The 20,461-nt window shown below is 38.7% G+C and carries 20 protein-coding genes and 2 tRNA genes; 12 read left to right on the forward strand and 10 right to left on the reverse strand.

All coding sequences use genetic code 11. From position 1 onward, the window contains the following. Positions 1 to 109 precede the first annotated feature (109 nt). On the forward strand, positions 110 to 559 hold the full coding sequence (locus tag ASU31_RS11935; protein ID WP_057932536.1) for an SRPBCC family protein: 450 nt from the start codon (positions 110 to 112) through the stop codon (positions 557 to 559). 53 nt (positions 560 to 612) lie between these two features. Here ASU31_RS11935 and ASU31_RS11940 read toward each other — a convergent pair. Both ASU31_RS11940 and ASU31_RS11945 read right to left on the reverse strand, forming a co-directional pair. Further along, positions 613 to 685, reverse strand: a tRNA-Phe gene (locus tag ASU31_RS11940). A gap of 216 nt (positions 686 to 901) precedes the next feature. Continuing rightward, positions 902 to 974: transfer RNA gene (locus ASU31_RS11945), tRNA-Phe, on the reverse strand. 228 nt (positions 975 to 1,202) lie between these two features. Between ASU31_RS11945 and ASU31_RS11950 the strand changes: the two genes are divergently transcribed. Then, the gene (locus ASU31_RS11950; protein WP_057932537.1) at positions 1,203 to 2,498 is read left to right on the forward strand and encodes a 4Fe-4S dicluster domain-containing protein; all 1,296 of its coding nucleotides are present in this window, start codon (positions 1,203 to 1,205) and stop codon (positions 2,496 to 2,498) included. A gap of 78 nt (positions 2,499 to 2,576) precedes the next feature. After that, entirely contained in the window at positions 2,577 to 3,365 is a 789-nt protein-coding gene (locus ASU31_RS11955; RefSeq protein WP_025144610.1) for a (Fe-S)-binding protein, read from the forward strand. A gap of 201 nt (positions 3,366 to 3,566) precedes the next feature. On the opposite strand, the gene ASU31_RS11960 is transcribed toward ASU31_RS11955, so the two are convergent. From ASU31_RS11960 to ASU31_RS11970, 3 genes are all read right to left on the reverse strand, one after another. Then, the gene (locus ASU31_RS11960; protein ID WP_057932538.1) at positions 3,567 to 4,904 is read right to left on the reverse strand and encodes a TldD/PmbA family protein; all 1,338 of its coding nucleotides are present in this window, start codon (positions 4,902 to 4,904) and stop codon (positions 3,567 to 3,569) included. Positions 4,905 to 4,912: 8 nt separating this feature from the next. Continuing rightward, on the reverse strand, positions 4,913 to 6,550 hold the full coding sequence (locus ASU31_RS11965) for a TldD/PmbA family protein (protein WP_057932539.1): 1,638 nt from the start codon (positions 6,548 to 6,550) through the stop codon (positions 4,913 to 4,915). 143 nt (positions 6,551 to 6,693) lie between these two features. Further along, positions 6,694 to 7,170 (reverse strand): hypothetical protein, encoded by a 477-nt coding sequence (locus tag ASU31_RS11970; RefSeq protein ID WP_057932540.1) that lies wholly within the window; start codon positions 7,168 to 7,170, stop codon positions 6,694 to 6,696. 50 nt (positions 7,171 to 7,220) lie between these two features. Between ASU31_RS11970 and ASU31_RS11975 the strand changes: the two genes are divergently transcribed. The 3 genes from ASU31_RS11975 to ASU31_RS11985 all read left to right on the forward strand — a co-directional run bounded on the left by ASU31_RS11975 (position 7,221) and on the right by ASU31_RS11985 (position 10,502). After that, the gene (locus ASU31_RS11975) at positions 7,221 to 7,700 is read left to right on the forward strand and encodes a hypothetical protein (RefSeq protein WP_057932541.1); all 480 of its coding nucleotides are present in this window, start codon (positions 7,221 to 7,223) and stop codon (positions 7,698 to 7,700) included. A gap of 3 nt (positions 7,701 to 7,703) precedes the next feature. Next, positions 7,704 to 7,994, forward strand: a complete 291-nt coding sequence (locus ASU31_RS11980; RefSeq protein WP_057932542.1) for a YciI family protein — start codon at positions 7,704 to 7,706, stop codon at positions 7,992 to 7,994. Positions 7,995 to 8,090: 96 nt separating this feature from the next. Further along, entirely contained in the window at positions 8,091 to 10,502 is a 2,412-nt protein-coding gene (locus tag ASU31_RS11985; RefSeq protein ID WP_167346179.1) for an AsmA family protein, read from the forward strand. A 67-nt stretch (positions 10,503 to 10,569) separates the two neighbouring features. Here the strand turns inward: ASU31_RS11985 and mtgA are convergent, their stop codons facing one another. After that, the gene (mtgA, locus tag ASU31_RS11990) at positions 10,570 to 11,298 is read right to left on the reverse strand and encodes a monofunctional biosynthetic peptidoglycan transglycosylase (RefSeq protein ID WP_057932544.1); all 729 of its coding nucleotides are present in this window, start codon (positions 11,296 to 11,298) and stop codon (positions 10,570 to 10,572) included. A gap of 197 nt (positions 11,299 to 11,495) precedes the next feature. On the opposite strand from mtgA, the gene ASU31_RS11995 reads away from it, so the two are divergent. The 3 genes from ASU31_RS11995 (at position 11,496) to ASU31_RS12005 (ending at position 14,654) form a co-directional block, all read left to right on the forward strand. Further along, the gene (locus ASU31_RS11995) at positions 11,496 to 12,305 is read left to right on the forward strand and encodes a 3-keto-disaccharide hydrolase (RefSeq protein WP_057932545.1); all 810 of its coding nucleotides are present in this window, start codon (positions 11,496 to 11,498) and stop codon (positions 12,303 to 12,305) included. A gap of 30 nt (positions 12,306 to 12,335) precedes the next feature. After that, positions 12,336 to 13,034, forward strand: coding sequence for an SDR family oxidoreductase (locus tag ASU31_RS12000; protein WP_057932546.1), 699 nt, complete (start codon positions 12,336 to 12,338; stop codon positions 13,032 to 13,034). Between the two features lie 264 nt (positions 13,035 to 13,298). After that, the gene (locus ASU31_RS12005; RefSeq protein ID WP_057932547.1) at positions 13,299 to 14,654 is read left to right on the forward strand and encodes an ATP-binding protein; all 1,356 of its coding nucleotides are present in this window, start codon (positions 13,299 to 13,301) and stop codon (positions 14,652 to 14,654) included. A gap of 104 nt (positions 14,655 to 14,758) precedes the next feature. Here the strand turns inward: ASU31_RS12005 and rplI are convergent, their stop codons facing one another. The 4 genes from rplI to ASU31_RS12025 form a co-directional block, all read right to left on the reverse strand. Next, complete coding sequence (gene rplI, locus ASU31_RS12010) at positions 14,759 to 15,202, reverse strand: 50S ribosomal protein L9 (protein WP_029277406.1); 444 nt, start codon at positions 15,200 to 15,202, stop codon at positions 14,759 to 14,761. A 12-nt stretch (positions 15,203 to 15,214) separates the two neighbouring features. Beyond that, positions 15,215 to 15,478, reverse strand: a complete 264-nt coding sequence (gene rpsR, locus ASU31_RS12015; protein WP_010599582.1) for a 30S ribosomal protein S18 — start codon at positions 15,476 to 15,478, stop codon at positions 15,215 to 15,217. After that, complete coding sequence (gene rpsF / locus ASU31_RS12020; protein ID WP_029277408.1) at positions 15,478 to 15,834, reverse strand: 30S ribosomal protein S6; 357 nt, start codon at positions 15,832 to 15,834, stop codon at positions 15,478 to 15,480. Before rpsF ends, rpsR begins: the two co-directional genes overlap by 1 nt. Before the next feature lie 243 nt (positions 15,835 to 16,077). Beyond that, entirely contained in the window at positions 16,078 to 16,671 is a 594-nt protein-coding gene (locus ASU31_RS12025; protein WP_057932548.1) for a hypothetical protein, read from the reverse strand. A 182-nt stretch (positions 16,672 to 16,853) separates the two neighbouring features. Here ASU31_RS12025 and ASU31_RS12030 point away from each other — a divergent pair, with 182 nt between their 5' ends. The 3 genes from ASU31_RS12030 to ASU31_RS12040 all read left to right on the forward strand — a co-directional run bounded on the left by ASU31_RS12030 (position 16,854) and on the right by ASU31_RS12040 (position 20,409). Continuing rightward, positions 16,854 to 17,717, forward strand: a complete 864-nt coding sequence (locus ASU31_RS12030) for an AraC family transcriptional regulator (protein ID WP_057932549.1) — start codon at positions 16,854 to 16,856, stop codon at positions 17,715 to 17,717. 6 nt (positions 17,718 to 17,723) lie between these two features. Further along, a complete protein-coding gene (locus ASU31_RS12035) occupies positions 17,724 to 18,482 on the forward strand; it encodes a DUF1570 domain-containing protein (protein ID WP_167346180.1) in 759 nt (252 codons plus the stop codon). A 103-nt stretch (positions 18,483 to 18,585) separates the two neighbouring features. Continuing rightward, a complete protein-coding gene (locus ASU31_RS12040; protein ID WP_057932551.1) occupies positions 18,586 to 20,409 on the forward strand; it encodes a DNA polymerase III subunit gamma/tau in 1,824 nt (607 codons plus the stop codon). The last annotated feature ends 52 nt before the right edge of the window (positions 20,410 to 20,461 follow it).

Here is a 20,461-nt window from a genome sequence, read left to right on the forward strand (position 1 = left end):
TAATTTTAGTCCTTATGCCCCCATAAATTGTCGCCTTTGCACCGCTTAAGTCAATCAAATTCGCTGCAAATTTGTTATACTAAATGAGTTGATTTAAAAACCAAAGACCATGGAAAAGATCGAATTTAAAACCAAAATTAACGCCACAGCAGAAAAAGTTTGGGATGCGCTTTTTGGCGTAGAAACCTACCCCAAGTGGACAGCGGTGTTTGCAGAAGGATCGCGTGTAGAAACCGATTGGAAAAAAGGAAGCAAGGCCCTGTTTCTGGGTGATAACGGAGATGGAATGGTAGCTGTTATTCAAGATAATATCCCTAACCGGTACATGTCTATCAAACACCTGGGCGAAATAAAAGACGGTAAGGAAGATCTCAGCGGGGATTGGGGCGACACACTGGAGAATTATACCCTTAATGAAAGAGATGGTAAGACAGAACTGCTCATCGATATGAACATTAGCGATGAATGGAGAGATTATTTCGAAAAAACCTGGCCAAAAGCGTTAGATAAGGTTAAAGAAATAGCCGAAAAACGGAGTGAATATCATGTGGAGACCTAAACAAGCATACTCAAAAGCCAAAAAGCCTTACATTTCTGTAAGGCTTTTGGAAGTGGTGCCACCTGGATTCGAACCAGGGACACAAGGATTTTCAGTCCTTTGCTCTACCGACTGAGCTATGGCACCCCCTTTTGGGATTGCAAATGTAGCATTCTTTTTTTCAAATCCAAAAAAGGACTTTAGATTTTTTCAGTTTTTTTCCTCAAATGTAACCCTTACTGAGGTCATCTTTTTGATAAGCAGGAAGATGGCAGAAAAATATTTTTATTTTGGCTTAGGTATTCCTTTTTTGAAATGACATAAAACCAAAAAAGCCTCTCATTTCTGAAAGGCTTTTGGAAGTGGTGCCACCTGGATTCGAACCAGGGACACAAGGATTTTCAGTCCTTTGCTCTACCGACTGAGCTATGGCACCATCCGTTTGGGATTGCAAATGTAGCGTTCTTTTTTCAAAAGCAAAACTTTTTTTCAATTATTTCATTGTTGCTCTGATTATCAATTAATTAATTTTTCGATTTTCTTAAAACAGGTCTTAATCCTTGCTTAGAATGAGTACAAACAAACAATTTTATTATTTTTTTTATGCATGCATAGCAATTTATTTAGATTAATATCCTAATTTAGCGTAACAATCTAATATTGCATGGTAGCACAGATCATTTTTCTAGTACTTACACTTGCAGCAATTGCGCTGTTTACAGTTAACCTGCGTAAAATAATTCGCAATATCCGTTTAGGAAAACCGGTAGATCGACAAGATCAGCCGCAAAAAAGATTAATGACCATGCTTCGCGTGGCTTTTGGTCAATCTAAAATGGTTGTCCGCCCTATCCCTGCCTTTCTTCACTTTTTTGTTTACATCGGTTTCGTGATCATTAATATTGAAGTATTGGAGATCATGATCGATGGTTTATTCGGCACACACCGGATTTTTAATGGTTTGGGTGGTTTATATAACTTTCTGATCGGATCTTTCGAAATCCTGGCTTTTACCGTTTGGGTTTCATGCGCTATTTTTCTCATCCGCAGAAATATTCTAAAACTTAAACGCTTTAGTGGTGTTGAGATGAAAAGCTGGCCAAAATCTGATGCCAACTACATCCTTATTACTGAGATTTTGTTAATGAGCGCTTTCTTGTTAATGAATGCCGCCGATGCAAAATTACAGCTTTTGGGTGCCAGTCATTATGTTAATGCAGGTGCATTTCCGGTGAGTCAATATTTAATTAATATCTTGCCTTCATCAGAAAGTGCCTTAGTTATCTTAGAGCGCAGCTGCTGGTGGTTCCACATTATCGGTATTCTGGCTTTCTTAAATTACCTGCCTTATTCGAAACATTTTCATATTCTTTTTGCCTTTCCAAACACCTACTTTTCTAATTTGGAGCCTAAAGGTGAGTTTACCAATATGGCCTCAGTTACCAATGAGGTGAAAGCCATGCTCGATCCTTCTTTTGTTCCGGCAGAAACCGAACCTGGTAAATTTGGCGCCAAAGACGTAACCGACTTAAGCTGGGTAAACCTCATGAATGCTTATACCTGTACGGAGTGCGGCAGGTGTACTTCGGTATGCCCTGCAAATATTACAGGCAAACTTTTATCGCCGCGGAAAATTATGATGGATACCCGCGACCGCATTACTGAAGTGGGCCAAAATATTGATAAACACGGCGCTGAACATCAGGATGGAAAATCTTTATTGGATGACTACATCAGCAGAGAAGAAATTTGGGCTTGCACAAGTTGTAACGCCTGTGTAGAAGCCTGCCCGGTAAACATCGATCCATTACAGATTATTATGGAGCTTCGCCGTTTTGCGGTAATGGAAGAGTCGCAGGCACCAGGAAGCATTAATGCAATGATGGGAAATATTGAGAATAACCAGGCACCATGGAAATACTCTCCGGCCGATCGTTTTAACTGGGCACAAGAAAGTTAGCAATTAACAGTTTTGTTGGCATTGAATTAAAATAATAATTACATCAGGTCTTGATACTTGATACTAGATACTAGACAAATGGAATTTAAAGTCCCTACAATGGCCGAGTTGATGGCCGCAGGTGAAGAACCGGAAATATTATTTTGGGTTGGCTGTGCTGGAAGTTACGACGAAAGAGCGCAGAAAATTACCCGCGACATTTGCAAGATCTTACATCATGTAGGCATAAAATACGCTGTTTTAGGAACAGAAGAAAGCTGCACCGGAGATCCTGCTAAAAGGGCTGGTAACGAATTCCTTTTCCAGATGCAGGCCATGACTAATATTGAGGTATTGAATGCTTACAATATCAAAAAAATTGTAACAGGCTGTCCACATTGCTTCAATACCATTAAAAATGAATATCCGGGTTTAGGCGGCACTTACGAAGTAATCCACCATACGCAATTGATCCAGGATTTAATTAACGAGGGTAAACTAAAAGCTGAAGGTGGCGAAAGTTTCAAAGGCAAAAAAATAACCTATCACGATCCATGTTATTTAGGTCGTGGAAATGGAATTTACGAAGCTCCAAGAAAAGCCCTGGAAGTACTTGATGCACAGTTGGTAGAAATGAAACGCTGCAAAAGTAATGGCTTATGCTGTGGTGCCGGAGGCGCACAGATGTTTAAAGAACCAGAAAAGGGAAATAAAGATATCAATGTAGAACGCATTGATGAGGCTTTAGAAACCAACCCACAGGTTATTGCAGCAGGTTGCCCCTTCTGTATGACCATGCTAAGCGACGGTATTAAATTAAAAGACAAAGAACAGGAAGTTAAGGTATTGGATATTGCTGAGATTACAGCAAGGGCAAACGGCCTGTAACAATCGTTTTTAGATTCACTTAATAAAAAGCTGTATCATAAGCGTTAATTTCTATTCAATCTGTCACGTTGAGCCTGTCGAAACGCTTAAATCTGTAATTAAACAGATCCTTCGACAAGCTCTCCGTAGGAGTCCTTTGGACAGGATGACAAATCACTATTAATGATACAGCTTCTTTTATAATGTTACTGATGTAATTCTTTATACCGCATCAGATAAAGAGGTAAAAGTAAAATCTCTTATTCTTAATGGAGGTAAAAGATAGTTGGCTTCCGATTCGGCACTGACTGTTCTTTCGGCTATTCCGATTTCATCCAGGTTGTTTAACATAATAATCGGACTTTCATTGAAACGGAAATTTTTGACAGGAAACTTAATTTCACCGTTTTCGATGTAAAAAGTACCATCCCTGGTTAGCCCTGTTAACAAAAGGGTTTGTGGATCTACCGTGCGGATGTACCATAAACGTGTAACCAATATGCCTTTTTCTGTTCCTTTGATCAGCTCTTCCAGGGTTTTCGTTCCGCCCTTCATAATGGCGCCACCCGGGAAGGGGATCGCTTTAATCCCGGTTTTTTGTGCCCAGTATCTCGAGCTGTATAAATTTTTAACTACTCCTTTTTCTATCCAGTTTACTTTCTGCTGTGGCCTTCCATCCCCAGACCATATTGCAGTTGGCAGTTCAGGATTCCATGGGTCTGAATAAATATTTACTCTTTCATCCACCAGCTGCTCTCCCAATTTTGTTTTACCGCCGGTTTTACTCATAAAGCTCCGCCCTTCATCAGCCTGTCTGGCATCCATCGAGAAAAATAGGTTTTCCAGCAACACCGCTACCGCAGTCGGTTCTAAAATAACGGTATATTTTCCTGGCTCAATGGCCTTTGCCGTTACCGACGACATTGCCTTTTTGGCTGCTATAGCCGTATCGGCTTTTGCATTGAGCTTGCTAAAATCATTATATCCCCTGGTGGCATAACCAGATCCTTTACCATCATCAGTTCTTACGGTAATGCTAAAGGCTACATCTGTTGAGGTATTGTAGGCAAACAAACCTTTACTGTTCATCATTGCCGAACAGCCTACACTGTTGGATAAAAACCCTGCGGCATTCAACTTACTGTCTATAGCTTGTTTTAAACTGGCCTGTACTGCATCGGCTCTGTCTTTCGGGGTAACAGCCGCTGTAGCCGGAGAAAACGTTGGCGAATCGGCACCATATTCCTGAGGACCAAGAAAAGGCATAAATTCAGGATTTTCGGGTGCCAGTTGAGCAAGTTCTTCTGCTCTGCGCACCACTTTTTCCAGTGAGGCATCGTCAAATTCATTTATAGTGGCCGTACCCAGTTTTTTCCCGAAGGCAGAACTGACCACCAGGCTGTTGGCGCTTATTCCCCCACTGGTTGATACTGCATTTCGGGCGTACCTTATATTACCGCTATCTGAGCAATTTAGGTTTACTTCACATTGTTCTGCTTTAGAGTAAGAAAGTACTTTAGTTAAAAGTGCCTTTGCTTCTGCTTTTGTTAAGATTGGCATAATTTCTATCAGATTTTTCTAGCGGTGTTGATAACATTAACTTTATTAAAACGGGTGGTTGCCGATCCGTGGGATACAGCACTCACCTGACCAGGCTGGCCTTTGCCATCGAAGAACGAGCCTCCTAAACGATAATCACTTTCATCGCAGATGGCAACGCACGAATTCCAGAACTCCTGTGTATTGGCCTGATAGGCTACATCTTTAAGCATACCTGCGATTTTGCCTTCTTTAATTTCATAATAAAGCTGGCCACCGAACTGAAAGTTATAACGTTGCTGATCGATAGAGAAAGACCCATCACCCACAATGTAAATGCCCTTTTCTACATTTTTGATCTGATCGGCTATACTCAGCTTGGCTTTGCCCGGCTGAAGGGAAATGTTGGCCATACGCTGAAACTGCACACTGCTCCAGTTATCGGCATAACAACAACCCTGCGAAGCATTTAAACCCAATATATGCGCCTGATCTCTGATGGCCTGGTAATTTACCAATATACCATCTTTAATCACATCCCATTTTCCGCATTTTACACCTTCATCATCATAACCAACAGCTCCTAACGATCCAACTTCGGTTTTATCGGCAGTAATATTAACTTCCTTGCTACCATAATTAAATTTTTTAGATTCCCATTTGTCAAGTGTCAGGAAACTCGTTCCTGCATAATTGGCCTCATAGCCCAACACGCGGTCAAGCTCGGTTGGGTGACCGCACGATTCGTGAATAGTTAACCATAAATGTGAAGGATCCAATACCAGATCATACTTACCCGGCTCTACCGATTTAGCCTTCATTTTTTCACCTACCTGCTTAGCTGCCTGTGTAGCATCTTCAAGCATATCGTACCTGCCTTTATAAAGAGTGCCTGAAGCCGTTTGGATTTTATCTTGTGGTCTTGCATTTAAATATTCGTAGCCTTTACCTGTAGGGGCACTCAATGCATTTCTGGTTTCGAACTTACCGGTTGCCTTATCTATTTTAGTGATAAAAAAAGTGGGCCAGATGCGGTGGATATCCTGGTCGATATAAGAACCATCGGTAGATGCAAAATATTTTTGTTCATTTACTGCAAATAAGATGGAATTAATGTAATCTGCACCACCTTTTATAGCCGCATCGTTCACCGCCAGCAATAAATCTACCTTTTCTTTTACGGGTACCTCAAAAGCATTTTTCTCAATCGGCGCTTTCCAGCTTACCTCACCATATCCTTTTTGTGGTGCCAGCTTTACAGGCTCTCTTAACAAACGGGCATTTTCTTTGGCAATAGTTACCGCTAATTCTGCTGCTTTGGCAATACTGTCTTTATCCATTTTATCGGTTGCCGCAAAGCCCCAACTGCCATTCGAAATTACCCTGATACCAATCCCGTACGATTCGGTATTAACAATATTCTCTACTTTATCCTCCCGTGTAACTACGTATTGGTTAAGGTACCTGCCCACACGCACATCAGTGTAAGTTGCGCCTTTTGATCGCGCCGCATTTAAGGCCACATCAGACATGATTTTTTTAGCAGCGGGGTCAATATACTCTAAAGCCTGCTCGGGGGAAATCTCTTTCCCAAAAACCGGGATGGCAGGAAGCATTGCCGCAGCAGCCCCTACTCCAGTTAAATAAATAAAGTTTCTACGTTTCAAGATGAGATTGTTTTAAGTTGACTGAATATAAGTCTTTTAACTTATTTTCCGAAATTCACAAATCTATTTATCCAATTATCTTAAATTGAGAATTTTATTAGAGAAATGGTTAAACCAGCAAGATCATCATAAAATAACCGTTTCTATGGAGCAGAAACCTGTGCATTTATTTTATTCAAATTATCACGGATCAGGTTTAAGTCTTCAGCTTCCATATTTTTTAACGGAATAACTAGTTGCGTAGCCATCGAATCTACATCGCCTCCCCTATCTTTATAGGTCTGTACAATTACATCGTCACCTTTAGTATGGATATACAGTTTACCCGAAGTGGTTGTACCATAATAGTCCATATCTTTAAATTTCGACAGCTTAAATGCGAAATACTCTGTTTTACCGTTATTAAAATACCGCTTGTAACGACAAAAGCCATTGTTGGTAACATTTAGCTCATAACGCTTTACCTGGTCGCTTTCCTGGCTGTTATCGTAATGATCGGTAAATGTTTTTTGAAGAAAATTGATTGACTGCGTTATGGTTTCGGGGTCGGAAAAAGCACATAAAAACATACAAAAAGCCGAAAGAAGGGATATTTTCAAGCAGAGTGTAAACTTTTTCATCAGGTTAGCGTTTTAAACACACCAATTTAATTAAAATCATAAATTTGTATATGAGTTTTTCTCCACAATCAAGAGTTTGGATATACCAAAGCGATCGCAAATTTACTTCTACAGAAGAAAGTGAGATCTTAAACAAATTAGCAGCTTTTACTAACCAGTGGAAAGCACATGGAAATGAATTGCTTGCAAAAGCAGAAATCCGCTATGGCTTTTTCATTATCCTAACGGTCGACGAAAGTCAGGCGGGCGTTACCGGTTGCTCTATTGATAGTTCTGTTCGTTTAATCAAAGAAATTGAACAGGAATACCATGTAGATCTTTTTAACCGTTTCAACATTGCCTATAAAGTAAATGGAGAAGTTGTGGTAAACAGCAAAGAAGATTTTGAAACTTTGGTCAATATCAAACAGGTAACACCAGAAACTATTGTATTTAACAATATGGTTCAAAACCTGGCAGAACTGAATAACAAATGGGAAGTACCTTTTCAAAATAGCTGGCATTCTACTGTTTTTGCCCATTTACTATAAAACATGTTTATTGTAGATCTTAAATATATTGTTCCACTAGAAGAGCTGGATGAACATATGGAGGCGCATATTCAATTTTTAAGAAAATACTACGATCAGCATATATTTGTAGCTTCGGGCCGAAAAGTACCCCGTACAGGTGGAATTATTTTAGCCCTGGCACAGGATGAAGAAGCCTTAAAAAAAATCCTGATGGAAGATCCGTTTTACATCAATCGACTGGCCGATTTCACCATTACCCATTTCTTAACCTCACAATATCACCCAGATCTCGAATCACTTTTAGGAAAATAATTTTTAAAACCAGTAGTGATATTCTGCATTATTTTCACTACTGTTCAAACAATTAGCTGGCAAAAAACATTATATTGGTTAAATCAAATAATGTCTATGAAGCGCTGGCTCAAAATCTCTTTAAAAATTGCATCGGTTATTGTTGTTCTGATTATCCTCACCTGGTTGGCAGGAGCATTTTACATCAGCAGAAATAAAAAAGAAGTACTCGCTTCTATCCTATCACAGCTCAATAAAAATTTAAACGGAAAAATTACCGCTACCAGCATGGAGCCTACACTCCTTAAGAGTTTCCCAGGGGTTTCGGTATCCTTAAACGGCGTTTTATTGAGAGATAGTTTATGGAGCCAACATAAACACGATCTTTTAAAAGCGCAGGATATAGACGTATCACTAAATGTACTTTCGCTTATTGTCGGCAATATCAACATTAAACAGATTGCAATTAACAATGCAGCAATTTATATCTACACTGATTCTACAGGCTATAGCAATACCAGTATTTTTAAAAGCAAGCCGAAAAACGAAAAAAAATCTTCACCAAAATCTTCCGCATTAGAAGTTAAAAAAATAGATTTTAATAAGGTTAGTCTAATATTAGATAACAAAAGGAGATTCAAACTATTCAATTTCGATATTGATCAGATCCAGGGCAGAATGCAATATCCTGATAGCGGCTGGACAGGTAAAATCAAGTTAATGACGAAAGTAAACAGTTTCGCCTTTAATACCCGAAAAGGAAGCTTTTTGAAGGACAAGACGCTTGATGGGACATTAAATGCACATTACAGCCGTGAATTGGATGCGGTAATACTAAGCCCAGAAATATTGAAGATCGGAGGACACCCCTTTAAGATAGGCGCTAAAATAGATCTTGCCAAATCTGCTTTTGCCATTAGCATAGCTGTTGATGATATTTTATTTAGAGATGTTGCCTTACTCTTATCGCCTAATATCTCTTCCAAACTCTTGAAGTTCGGGATAGAAAAACCGATCAACATCCGGGGAAATATTGTTGATGACGGATCAGGGAAGTACGGAGATCCCTTGATCAAAGTTGGCATAACCGTTCGGGATAATGTGGTTTCTATTCCGGCAGGCAAATTAACAGCCTGTAATTTTGATGGTTCCTTTACCAATCGGGATACCGTTGGGGGTATTATTGGTGATGAAAATTCATCCATCAAGTTCCACAGGCTAACGGCAAAATATTTTAATGCACCGCTTAAAATCGACACTTTCACCGTGAATAATTTATCGCGTCCAATTGCTACCGGATTGGTAACCTCGCAATTTCCCCTATCCAATTTAAACAATTCATTAGGCACGAACGATTTTGAATTTAAAAACGGAACAGCCAACTTAAGGCTTTACTGTAAGGCGGATATTGATAATTTCAGGTTTACCAAACCTGTTGTTTCAGGTAAAATACAGATTGCCGATGCCGATATCCTTTACATCCCTCGTAGGCTTCATCTGGTAAAAAGTGCCTTAAACATCAACTTTAACCAGAACGATTTATCGATACAGAACGGGCATTTCCAATTGGGCAAAAGTGAACTTAATGTAAGCTGTAGCATCGCCAACTTTGCCAACCTGTATTATACTGCTCCCGAAAAAATATTGGTGAACTTAAAAATGTCGAGCCCACAGCTCTACCTAAAGGAGTTTTTACCCTTCTTAGGACCAAGAACAGCAAAGAAAAAATCGAGCGGAAACAAACAAGTGGTTTCGAAAGAACTGAGCAATGTGCTGGAGCTTTCGAAAATGAATATCCGTTTAACCGTTGATAAAGCCATTTATGATAATTTTTTGGCCAAAAACCTCGATGCCGACATTTCTTTGCGTGGCGGGGGTATTTTCTTTAACAAAATAAGCGTAGCCCATGCAGGTGGTCAGTTATCACTGAATGGAAATATTATGCAGGAAGCCGCATCAAATAGCTTTAAAATCAATTCAAAGATCAGCCATGTAAGTGTTAAAGATTTCTTTTATTCATTTGATAACTTCGGACAGAACACCATTACCAATAAGAATTTAAAGGGTTATTTATCATCGTTGGTTAACATTTCCGGAAGGATATCGCACACCGGAAAAATTCTTCCGCGATCGATAAACGGAAAAGTGGTCTTCAACCTGAACAATGCCGCATTGGTTAATTTCGCCCCGATGGTTAAGGTAGGGAAATTTGCTTTTGCCAACAGGAACTTATCAAACGTAGAAATCAAAAATCTTGATGGAACACTTACCGTGCATGGTGATAAAGTAGAAATCAGTCCGATGCAGATAAACTCCAGTGCGTTAAACTTTAACGTAAAAGGCACTTATGCTTTAGGAAATGGCACAAATGTAGAGATGGATATCCCGCTGAGAAACCCAAAGGGTGATGAAAACCTAACCAGATCAGAAAAAAGAGAAGCCCGCATGCGCGGCATCGTATTACACTTAAAAGCTGTTGATGACGAAAAAGGTGGAATAAAAATCAGGTGGAATAAGGATCACGACTAGTTTTAGTCCCAAGTCTGGAGTCCAAAGTCCTTAGTCGATAAATGGACTCAAGACTTTGGACTGTCGACTAAAAATCCAGCGGTCCTAACCTATTCATATTTCTTAAAATCAGATATTGACGGTGCCTGATGTACGGGGTTGCATTTTTGGGCGTCCACCTTCTGGGGTTTGGAAAACAGGAAGCAATTAAAGCAGCTTGTTTCCTGGTCAGTTTTGTACAGGATTTACCATAATACTCCTGGGCGGCGGCCTCAGCACCGTAAATCCCATCGCCCATTTCGATTACGTTCAGGTAAACTTCCAATATTCTTTCTTTACTCCAGAACAGTTCGATGAGTAAAGTAAAATAAGCTTCAAAACCTTTTCTTATCCACGACCGACCAGGCCACAAGAAAACGTTTTTAGCTGTTTGTTGCGAAATGGTACTTCCACCCTTTACCTTTTTCCCTTTGGCATTACTGGCAAAAGCTTTTTCAATGGCTTTCATATCAAAACCGATATGTTTTAAAAAGAGCTGATCTTCGGCAGATACCGCAGCCCTTTTCATATTATCAGACATATCTTCGAACTTCACCCACTTTTTTTCGGTTTTAAAAGATTTTCCATCGGCTTTACGCTCAATATTCCGCAGAACCATTAAAAGCGTAATAGGTGGATTGATAAAACGCAGGGCGATTACCCAAAACACAGAAACCAACAGAAAATACAAAAATACTTTTGTAGCAATATTAACAATCTTCTTTACAAGGGGATGTTTTGCTTTGCTTTTAGTTCTGGTTGTCCGCGTTTTCGCCATGGCGCAAAGGTAATTAAAGGGAAGGAAGATGGGAAGTACAAGAACTGGGAATAATGCAAAAAAATGTTTTCGTGATCGAAAAACAAAACTAAAATGCAAAATTCTCGTTGTAAACCCTTAACGCACATTAAAATCACTTTGTTTATGTATTTTGTGATTCAGATTTTTAAACAAACCGAAAAAATAAAATTAACCAAATGAAAAAACTGGGTTATCTTCTTCTTGCCGTTACCCTATGGAGCTGCAGCACAACTAAAAACATGAATAACCGATCAGAAAAGTGGGTTACACTTTTTAATGGGAAAGACATTAAAGATTGGAATGTAAAAATCCACCACCACGATTACAACGTGAATTTTGGAAATACTTTTAGGGTTGAAGATGAGACTATACAAGTTCGATATGACCAGTACGGCGATTTCAATGATCAGTTTGGTCATCTGTATTACAAAACGCCTTTCTCCTATTATCACTTAAAATTAAAGTACCGTTTTGTTGGCGAGCTGCAAAAAGGTGCGCCAAGTTATACTTTGCGTAATAGCGGGGTGATGTTCCATTCTCAAGATCCGAAAACCATGCCTAAAGAACAGGATTGGCCAATTTCGATCGAGATGCAGTTTTTAGGCGGTTTGAGCGATGGCCGTCCCCGCCCTACCGGAAATATGTGTTCACCAGGTACGGAGATTTTTTACAATGGCAGTAAGTTCCCTGGGCATTGTCTGGATTCGAAATCAAAAACATACGATGGCGACCAGTGGGTATCTGCCGAGCTTATTGTTATGGGCGATTCGATCGTAAAGCATATTATTAATGGTGATACCGTATTGCAGTATAACAAGCCACAAATTGGTGGAGGCGTAGCTAATCGTTTCGACCCGAAAATTAAAATCGATGGAAAAGCACTTACCCAAGGCTTTATTGCCTTACAAAGTGAAGGACAACCAGTGGATTTTAAAGATATTCAGATCATGGAGCTTCCGCACCATAATAACAAAAAATCTAATTAAACATTTTTCGATACTATACGTTACAAGAACATGAAAGTTGCATTAATTACAGGAGGAAGTAAAGGAATTGGTTTCGGTATTGCCGAAGCCCTTTTAAAAGAAGGTTATAAAGTAGCCATTACCAGCAGGACAATTGCCAGCGCAAACCAGGCCGCATCACATCTGGTGGCTCATGGTGATGTATTGGCCATTGAAGCAGATGTTGCTGATTTTAAATCTCAGCAAGGTGCAGTAAACCTGATACTCGAAAAATGGGGACAATTGGATATACTCATTGCCAACGCTGGTGTAGGGCATTTTGCACCTATTGACGAGCTGGATGTGGATTTATGGAAAGAAACTATTGATACCAATTTAACTGGCGTTTTTTATAGCATTAAAGCTAGTGTTGAAGAAATCAAAAAGAACAAGGGACATATCTTTACGATATCGAGTTTAGCCGGCACAAACTTTTTTGCGGGCGGCTCAGCTTACAATGCCAGTAAATTTGGTTTAACAGGTTTTACGCAGTCGGTTATGCTCGATTTAAGAAAATATGGTGTAAAGGTAAGTACCATTATGCCTGGATCGGTAGCGAGCCATTTTAACGATCACCAGCCCAATGCTGAAAATGATGCCTGGAAAATCCAGCCAGAGGATATGGGTAAACTGATTGTTGATTTATTGGCCATGCCGGCAAGGACTTTGCCGAGTAAAGTAGAAATTAGGCCAACTACGCCGAAAGTGTAAAAAGGGTAGTGGAAGATTGATCTTATTGTATAGGCATCAGCTCCGCTCATTTAAATCTGTGGGGATCTATAAAGATTTCCCACAGGTTTGCTGATTTAGCGCCTCCATTAAGCATTTTATTAGCCAGTTCATTACATTCATAATATTACCACTGTCAATGCAGCAAAATGCCCTGACTTTGTTACAAATTTTAATGAAATATGCCCTGACTTTGTTACAATAAAAATCTATATTTGGGTTGACTTTGTTACAAAATAGAAAATAATGGTATTTAAACGATCCATTGAAGAAAACTTAACCCAATGGAAAAACAGCAAAAACAGGAAACCTCTAATTATTCGAGGGGCACGTCAGGTAGGAAAAACAACACTGATAAAGGACTTTGCAAAAAGCTATCCTAATACTATTTTTCTTAATCTGGAGAAGCCTGCGCACCGTCAATATTTTGATGATTTTGACGATGTACAAAGTATTGTTGAAGCACTATTGCTGGGACATGGGATTCAATCGGATAAGATAGCCGAAACTTTGCTCTTTGTTGATGAAATCCAGGAAAGTGCGAAGGCTATACAAATGCTAAGGTATTTTTACGAAGAAATTCCTGAACTGCATGTAATCAGTGCAGGCTCTCTTTTGGAGTTCGTGTTACAAAAAGTAAAAAGTTTTCCGGTTGGCAGGGTCGAATTTTTATACTTATATCCTTTAAGTTTTCAAGAGTACCTTCAAGCTAACCAAAAAGATGATCTGTTAAAATATTTGCTTCAAACCCCTATAAAAGCCGTTGCGCACAAATTACTATTAAAAGCCTTTCATAGATATGCCATTATCGGAGGCATGCCAGAAATAATAAAAACCGATTTAGAAGAACATAACCTTTCAGATCTGCCTATTGTTTACGAAAGCATTTGGGCAACTTATAAAAATGACATAGAAAAATATACCCAGAATCACACAGCGAGAAGAACTATTAACCATATAATGGGTACTGCCCATCTTTTTCTCGATAAGCGTGTTGTTTTTCAAGGTTTCGGCAATTCGAACTATAAATCGAGAGAGGTTGGAGAAGCTTTTAGGATATTAGATGACGCAAAGATCATCCGGTTAATATACCCATCTACCAATACCGAAGTTCCAATTATTCCTGATTTAAAAAAATCACCAAGACTACAATTTTTAGACACAGGATTAGTTAACTACTCATTGGGTATCCAAGGAGAAATGCTTGCTTTAGGTGATTTAAGTTCAGCTTATAAAGGAGCCGTTATTCCACATTTATTTACTCAGGAACTGATATCAGTTGAGCGTATATCTTCTCATAAGCCTAATTTTTGGGTAAGAGAAAAAAAACAGTCTGATGCAGAAGTTGATTTAATTTATGCCTATAAAAAATTTGTAATACCGATTGAGATAAAATCGGGCAGTACGGGAAGCTTAAGATCTCTTCATCAATTCATAGATACCTCAGAACATCCTTTTGCCATTAGGGTATATGGAGGAGAGTTTAGCCTAGAAAAAACAATTACTCCAGCAGGTAAACCATATCTCTTATTAAACCTTCCATACTATCTGGGAACACGCATAGAACATTATGCTTCCTGGCTAACAGAACAAAACCTATAATACTATCGAAACCTTCTTTCTTCCATCCTTAATTTGTTGTACCACAAAAAATGGCCTCCCGATTTTCATCGAAAGGCCATTTCTATTGATTCTTTAAAGAATGCTTATTCAGCAACTACTTCAAAAGGAACCTGAACTTTAACTTCTTTGTGTAAGTTTAAGTTAGCAACATATTCGCCAACAAATTTAGGTTCAGTTTCGAAAGTAATACGACGACGGTCTACATCAAAGCCTTGTGCTTTTAATGCTTCAGCAATCTGGATGGTGTTAACCGCTCCGAAGATTTTTCCGCTTTCGCCTGCTTTAGCACCGATTGAAAGTTTAACATCAGTTAAACGCTCAGCAACACCTTCAGCATCTTTCTTAATTTTATCTTGTTTAAAAGCAGCTTGCTTCAAGTTTTCAGCTAAAACTTTTTTAGCAGAAGAAGTAGCCAATGCTCCAAATCCTTGAGGGATTAAATAGTTACGGCCATAACCTGGCTTTACTGTAACTACATCATCTTTCTCGCCAAGGCCTTTAATATCTTGTTTTAAAATAATTTCCATATCTCTAGCCTCCTATTTTAATTGATCAGCAACGAAAGGTAACAAACCGATGTGACGGGCACGTTTAACTGCCTGAGCCACTTTACGTTGGAATTTTAACGAAGTACCAGTTAAACGGCGTGGTAATAATTTACCTTGATCGTTAATAAATTTCAACAAGAAATTTGCATCCTTGTAATCGATGTATTTAATTCCGTTTTTCTTGAAACGGCAATATTTTTTACGGTTATCCTCTACTTTAGGGGCAGTTACGTATTGTATTTGTTCTCTTGCCATTACGCTGCAACCTCCTTAGTTTTTTTGTTAAAAGCACCACTACGCTTTTTCTCATTGTAAGCAACAGCGTGTTTGTCTAAACGGATTGTTAAGAAACGTAACACACGCTCATCGCGTTTTAATTCAAGCTCTAATTTTGCGATCAAATCACCTGAAGATTTGTATTCAGTTAAGTTGAAGAATCCGTTTGATTTTTTCTCAATTGGATACGCTAATTTTCTCAAACCCCAATTATCCTCTTGGACAATTTCGGCTCCGTTATCAACAAGGATTGCTTTGTATTTGGCTAATGCCTCTTTAGCAACTTCTTCTGATAACAAAGGGGTTAGAACGATAACAGTTTCGTACTGATTCATTGTTATAAATTATGTTTTTAATTTTTAATCCCGAGGTATATTACGGGGATGCAAAAGTAACAATATATTTCTTAAAATCAAATGATTAATCAGATTTTATGAGGTAAGATGTAATAAGGTAAAATGAAAGATGGAAAATAAAACAATGGATACTACCTGATCCTTCTTACATCATCCCTCTTAAATATAAAAAAAGGGAGACTATCTATCCGACAATCTCCCCATATCAATTAGCTGTAATGTTTAATAAGTTTGTATCGTTTTAACAAAACTCTCTTCTTTATACGTCACCACAAAGGTTAATTCTTTAGAATCTGTTTTGCTGATATTGAATTTTTTTGTTAACTGCGCTTTATCTTTAAATACTTCGTTGTAAACCTCGTCATTGTATTCGTTGTATACTTTAACTTCGATCGGATTTTTATCCAGGTTATCGAGATCAAGGGTAATTACCTGATCTTTTTTAGTATAAACCGGTTTAAATATGTTAGATACTTTTGGCTCAGACACCAATGCCTCACCATTTTTGATGGTTACTGTATATTTAGCCAGTTTTAATTCAGACTCTACTTTAAGCACATAGTTTCCATCAGGAAGTGCGTTTAAATCATAAACTTTGCTTGAGAAAGCTGAAGCATGGATATTTTCTTCAAATAAAACTTCCTCATCTGCACCGATCAGTGACAGATTAATGTCTTCTGCCTTATCTACAGAAAAACGGATAAACTTTTCTTTTTCGCCTTTTACTTTAAGCGTAAAATTATCATCGTTAGCGTGAACACCCGTAGCAGTAAAAAGTAAGGCTGCTATTAAACCGATTTTTAAGAACTTTTTCATAACCAATATTTTTAAAGAGTTAATAATTATATGACACCACTAAGGTATGGAGGTAACTGAGATATAGACGATTGCATATTTTCCAATATCTATGCTATATTACCCCAATTATTGGGGTATTTTGTCATAAGTTATAATAAAGCATATTTTTTATGTATTTTAGTACAATAAATTAGAAAATAATGAAGCCAAGTTTCGAGGTTGTTGAGCCTTCTTTCGGGAGTTCATTCTATTATTCAAAATATGTAGAAAACGCCAATAACATGGCGCACCTCTGGCATTACCATCCCGAGGTTGAAATGGTATTTGTAAATGGCGGTGCCGGAAAAAGGCAGATCGGCAGCCATGTTTCTTATTATACCGATGGCGATCTGATCCTGATTGGCAGCAACCTCCCCCATTGTGGCTTTACTGATACCAATACGGGGAACAAAAACGAAACGGTAATCCAGATGAAGCCCGATTTTTTGGGCGCCACTTTTTTAGGCCTGCAGGAGATAAAAGGAATCCATGAGCTTTTTGATAAAGCAAAGGCTGGCATTGCATTTGGCAGCGAAACCAAGAGTATGGTTGGCGACCGCATCGAAATGATGGACGATCAGCCTCCATTCGATAGGCTTTTAACCCTGCTCAGCGTTTTAAAAGAACTTGAGCATGCCAAAGATTATAAAATTTTAAATGCCGACGGGTTTTCTATGGAAATGCAGGTGCAGGATAACGACCGCATTAATATGATCTTTAACTATGTAAAAGACCATTTTCAGGATCAGATCAGTTTGCAGCACATCGCAGAAATGTCGAGTATGACTGTTCCCTCCTTTTGCCGGTACTTTAAAAAGATCACTAAAAAAACCTTTACCCATTTTGTAAATGAATACAGGGTGGTACATGCTTCAAAGCTTTTGGCCGAAAAACCCATCAGTATTGCCAATATTTCTTACGAAAGCGGTTTTAACAACTTTAGCCATTTTAATAAATTGTTTAAGGAGTTTACGGGCAAAAGTGCATCAGAATATAGGCACGAGCTTAAGTCGCTGATTAAATAAATGAGCATGAACAAATTCCTACTATTGATACTCTCAAACATCATCAGCTTATCTCTTTACGCGCAATATGTTGACATTAATTTAGTTAACTGCAAAATAAGCGAAACAGAGCAAAAAAAGATAGAGAAACTGATTGCTTACGAACGCATGTTCTGCAACGAAATTTTCGAAACCAGAGAAAACATTACTGCCCCGGTAAAAATAAATCTCTATGGAAAAAGTAAAGATTACCGGTTAGCGCAAAAAACATATAACGCACCGATAAATAGTGCTGGATTTTATATCGCCGCAATTAACGAAGCCTTTGTATATAAGAGCAGCGATTTTATTTCGGTAGCACTTCACGAGGCCAGCCATAGTATTTTCCAGTTTAATTTTAAAAAATCGCCCAAATGGTTAAACGAAGGCCTTGCAGAATTTTTCGAAACACTAGATTTTGACAGTGAGGGAAATTTATACTCCTATCCACAAAGTGGTAGAATTAAGAGCATAAAGACAGGAATAGATTCGAAAGACAGCGAAAGGCTAAAAAATTTCTTTAAAATATACAGTGGTTCATTTTACGGGCATGATATAGACGACAATTACAACACGGCCTATAGTGTGATCTACTTTTTTATAAAATCCAAAAGAACAGACCTGTTAAAAAAAATAATTAAACTAAATACGCAGGGTTACGATACCGAAAAAGCGATTGAACTTACTTTTGGCAGTTTTGACCGGTTTGAAGAAACATATAAGCTATTTTACAACTATCATAAATAAATTGTTCTTTTAAGCTTAAGCCTCCGGCCTGATCACATTACAACTTTTCAACATTCCAGCCTTACCACATTTCAACTGATAAAAAATTCCTATTTTCGTGCCGATGGAAAATTTTATCGTTTCTGCCCGTAAATACCGCCCAGCCACCTTCGAAACTGTTGTTGGCCAGCAGCATATTACCGGTACGTTAAAAAACGCCATTAAAAATAATCAACTTGCCCAGGCATTTTTATTCTGCGGGCCTCGTGGTGTGGGTAAAACAACCTGTGCACGTATCCTTGCAAAAACCATTAACTGCACCAACCCTACAGCAGAAATGGAAGCCTGTGGCCAATGCGATAATTGTCTTTCTTTCCAGAATGGGCATTCTTTTAATGTTCACGAATTAGATGCAGCTTCAAACAACTCTGTTGATGATATCCGTAGTTTAATTGAGCAGGTTAGAATACCGCCACAAGCCGGAAAATATAAGATCTATATCATTGATGAGGTTCATATGTTATCACAGAGCGCATTTAATGCCTTTTTGAAAACACTGGAAGAACCACCTTCTTATGCTATTTTTATCCTGGCCACGACCGAGAAACATAAAATCCTGCCAACTATTTTATCACGTTGCCAGATTTTTGATTTCAACCGGATCCAGGTAGAAGATATTGCCAGTCACCTATCAACCATTGCCCAACGCGAAAATATTGCTTTTGAAAGCGATGGTTTGCATATTATTGCTCAAAAGGCAGACGGTGGGCTGCGTGATGCACTTTCGATGTTCGATCAGATTGCCAGTTATGCGAACAAGAACATTACGTATAAAGCTGTAATCGACAACCTGAACATCTTAGATTACGATTATTTTTTCAAACTTACCTCTTATTTAACCGCAGCAGAAGTTAGCCAAACCCTACTCCTGTTCGACGAAATTTTAAATAACGGCTTCGATGGCAATAACTTTATAAATGGCCTTGCTACTCACTTCCGTAATTTATTGGTGGGTAAAGACGCATCTACCATTAAACTTTTAGAGGTTAGCGAAAACATCAAACAAAAATATCTCGATCAGTGCAGGCAAACAGAATTATCGTTTTTGCTAACAGCATTAAACCTGGCCAATACCTGCGATCTAAATTACAAGAATTCAAAAAACCAGCGTTTACAGGTAGAGCTGGCGCTGATTAAAATGTGCCATATCCGGTCGGTCGTCAATTTAGCACAACAGCCTTTAAGCCCTAATAATACAGCAACTGACGTAGATCAGGATAAAAAAAAAACTAATGTCGTAGCCGGACAGGCAGAAACACCAAAGCCAAAAACAGAAATCGAAAATACGGTCCAAGCCGTAGCGCCTGTCGTTAAAAGTGTTGTTTTACCCAACATCCCTGCAGAAGAAAAACCTAAGGAAAATCCGAGGGTTGGTCCGCCACCATCTGCAACTTCCATCAGTATCAATATTCCCAAACCCAATGCGATAAGCACACTTATTCCATCGTTAAACGATCTGGACCGTGTTGCGCAGGAAGATGATGATAAAGGGCCTAAGAAAGTTACAGGCGAAGCCAGAGAACCTTTTAGTTACGACCGCTTATTGGAAATTTGGAATGTCTTTACTCAAAAAATGAAGGCGGCCGATAAAATCAATCTTTTTACCATCTTAAATAATTTCGCACCTACGCTTTTAAATCCCGAGCTGATCGAAATTTCGGTAGAAAGTAAAACGCAGGAACACCTTGTACAACAAGAATCTGTTGAGCTGTTGAATTTTTTGAGAAACGAACTTAGCAATTTTGGTGTAGAGGTTACCTATAAACTTGTTGAACGTAAAATAGAAAACAGGCTTTATGGCAACCGCGAAAAGTATGATTATCTGGTAAACAAAAATCCAAAGCTTGACGAGTTGCGCAGGAGATTTAATTTAGATGTTAATCCTTAGTCAGTTTTCCGTTCACAGCTTTCAGTTCGCGGTAGGCAAAAACTGTCGCCTG

The organism is Pedobacter ginsenosidimutans, assembly GCF_001442625.1.
Taxonomy (GTDB): domain Bacteria; phylum Bacteroidota; class Bacteroidia; order Sphingobacteriales; family Sphingobacteriaceae; genus Pedobacter; species Pedobacter ginsenosidimutans.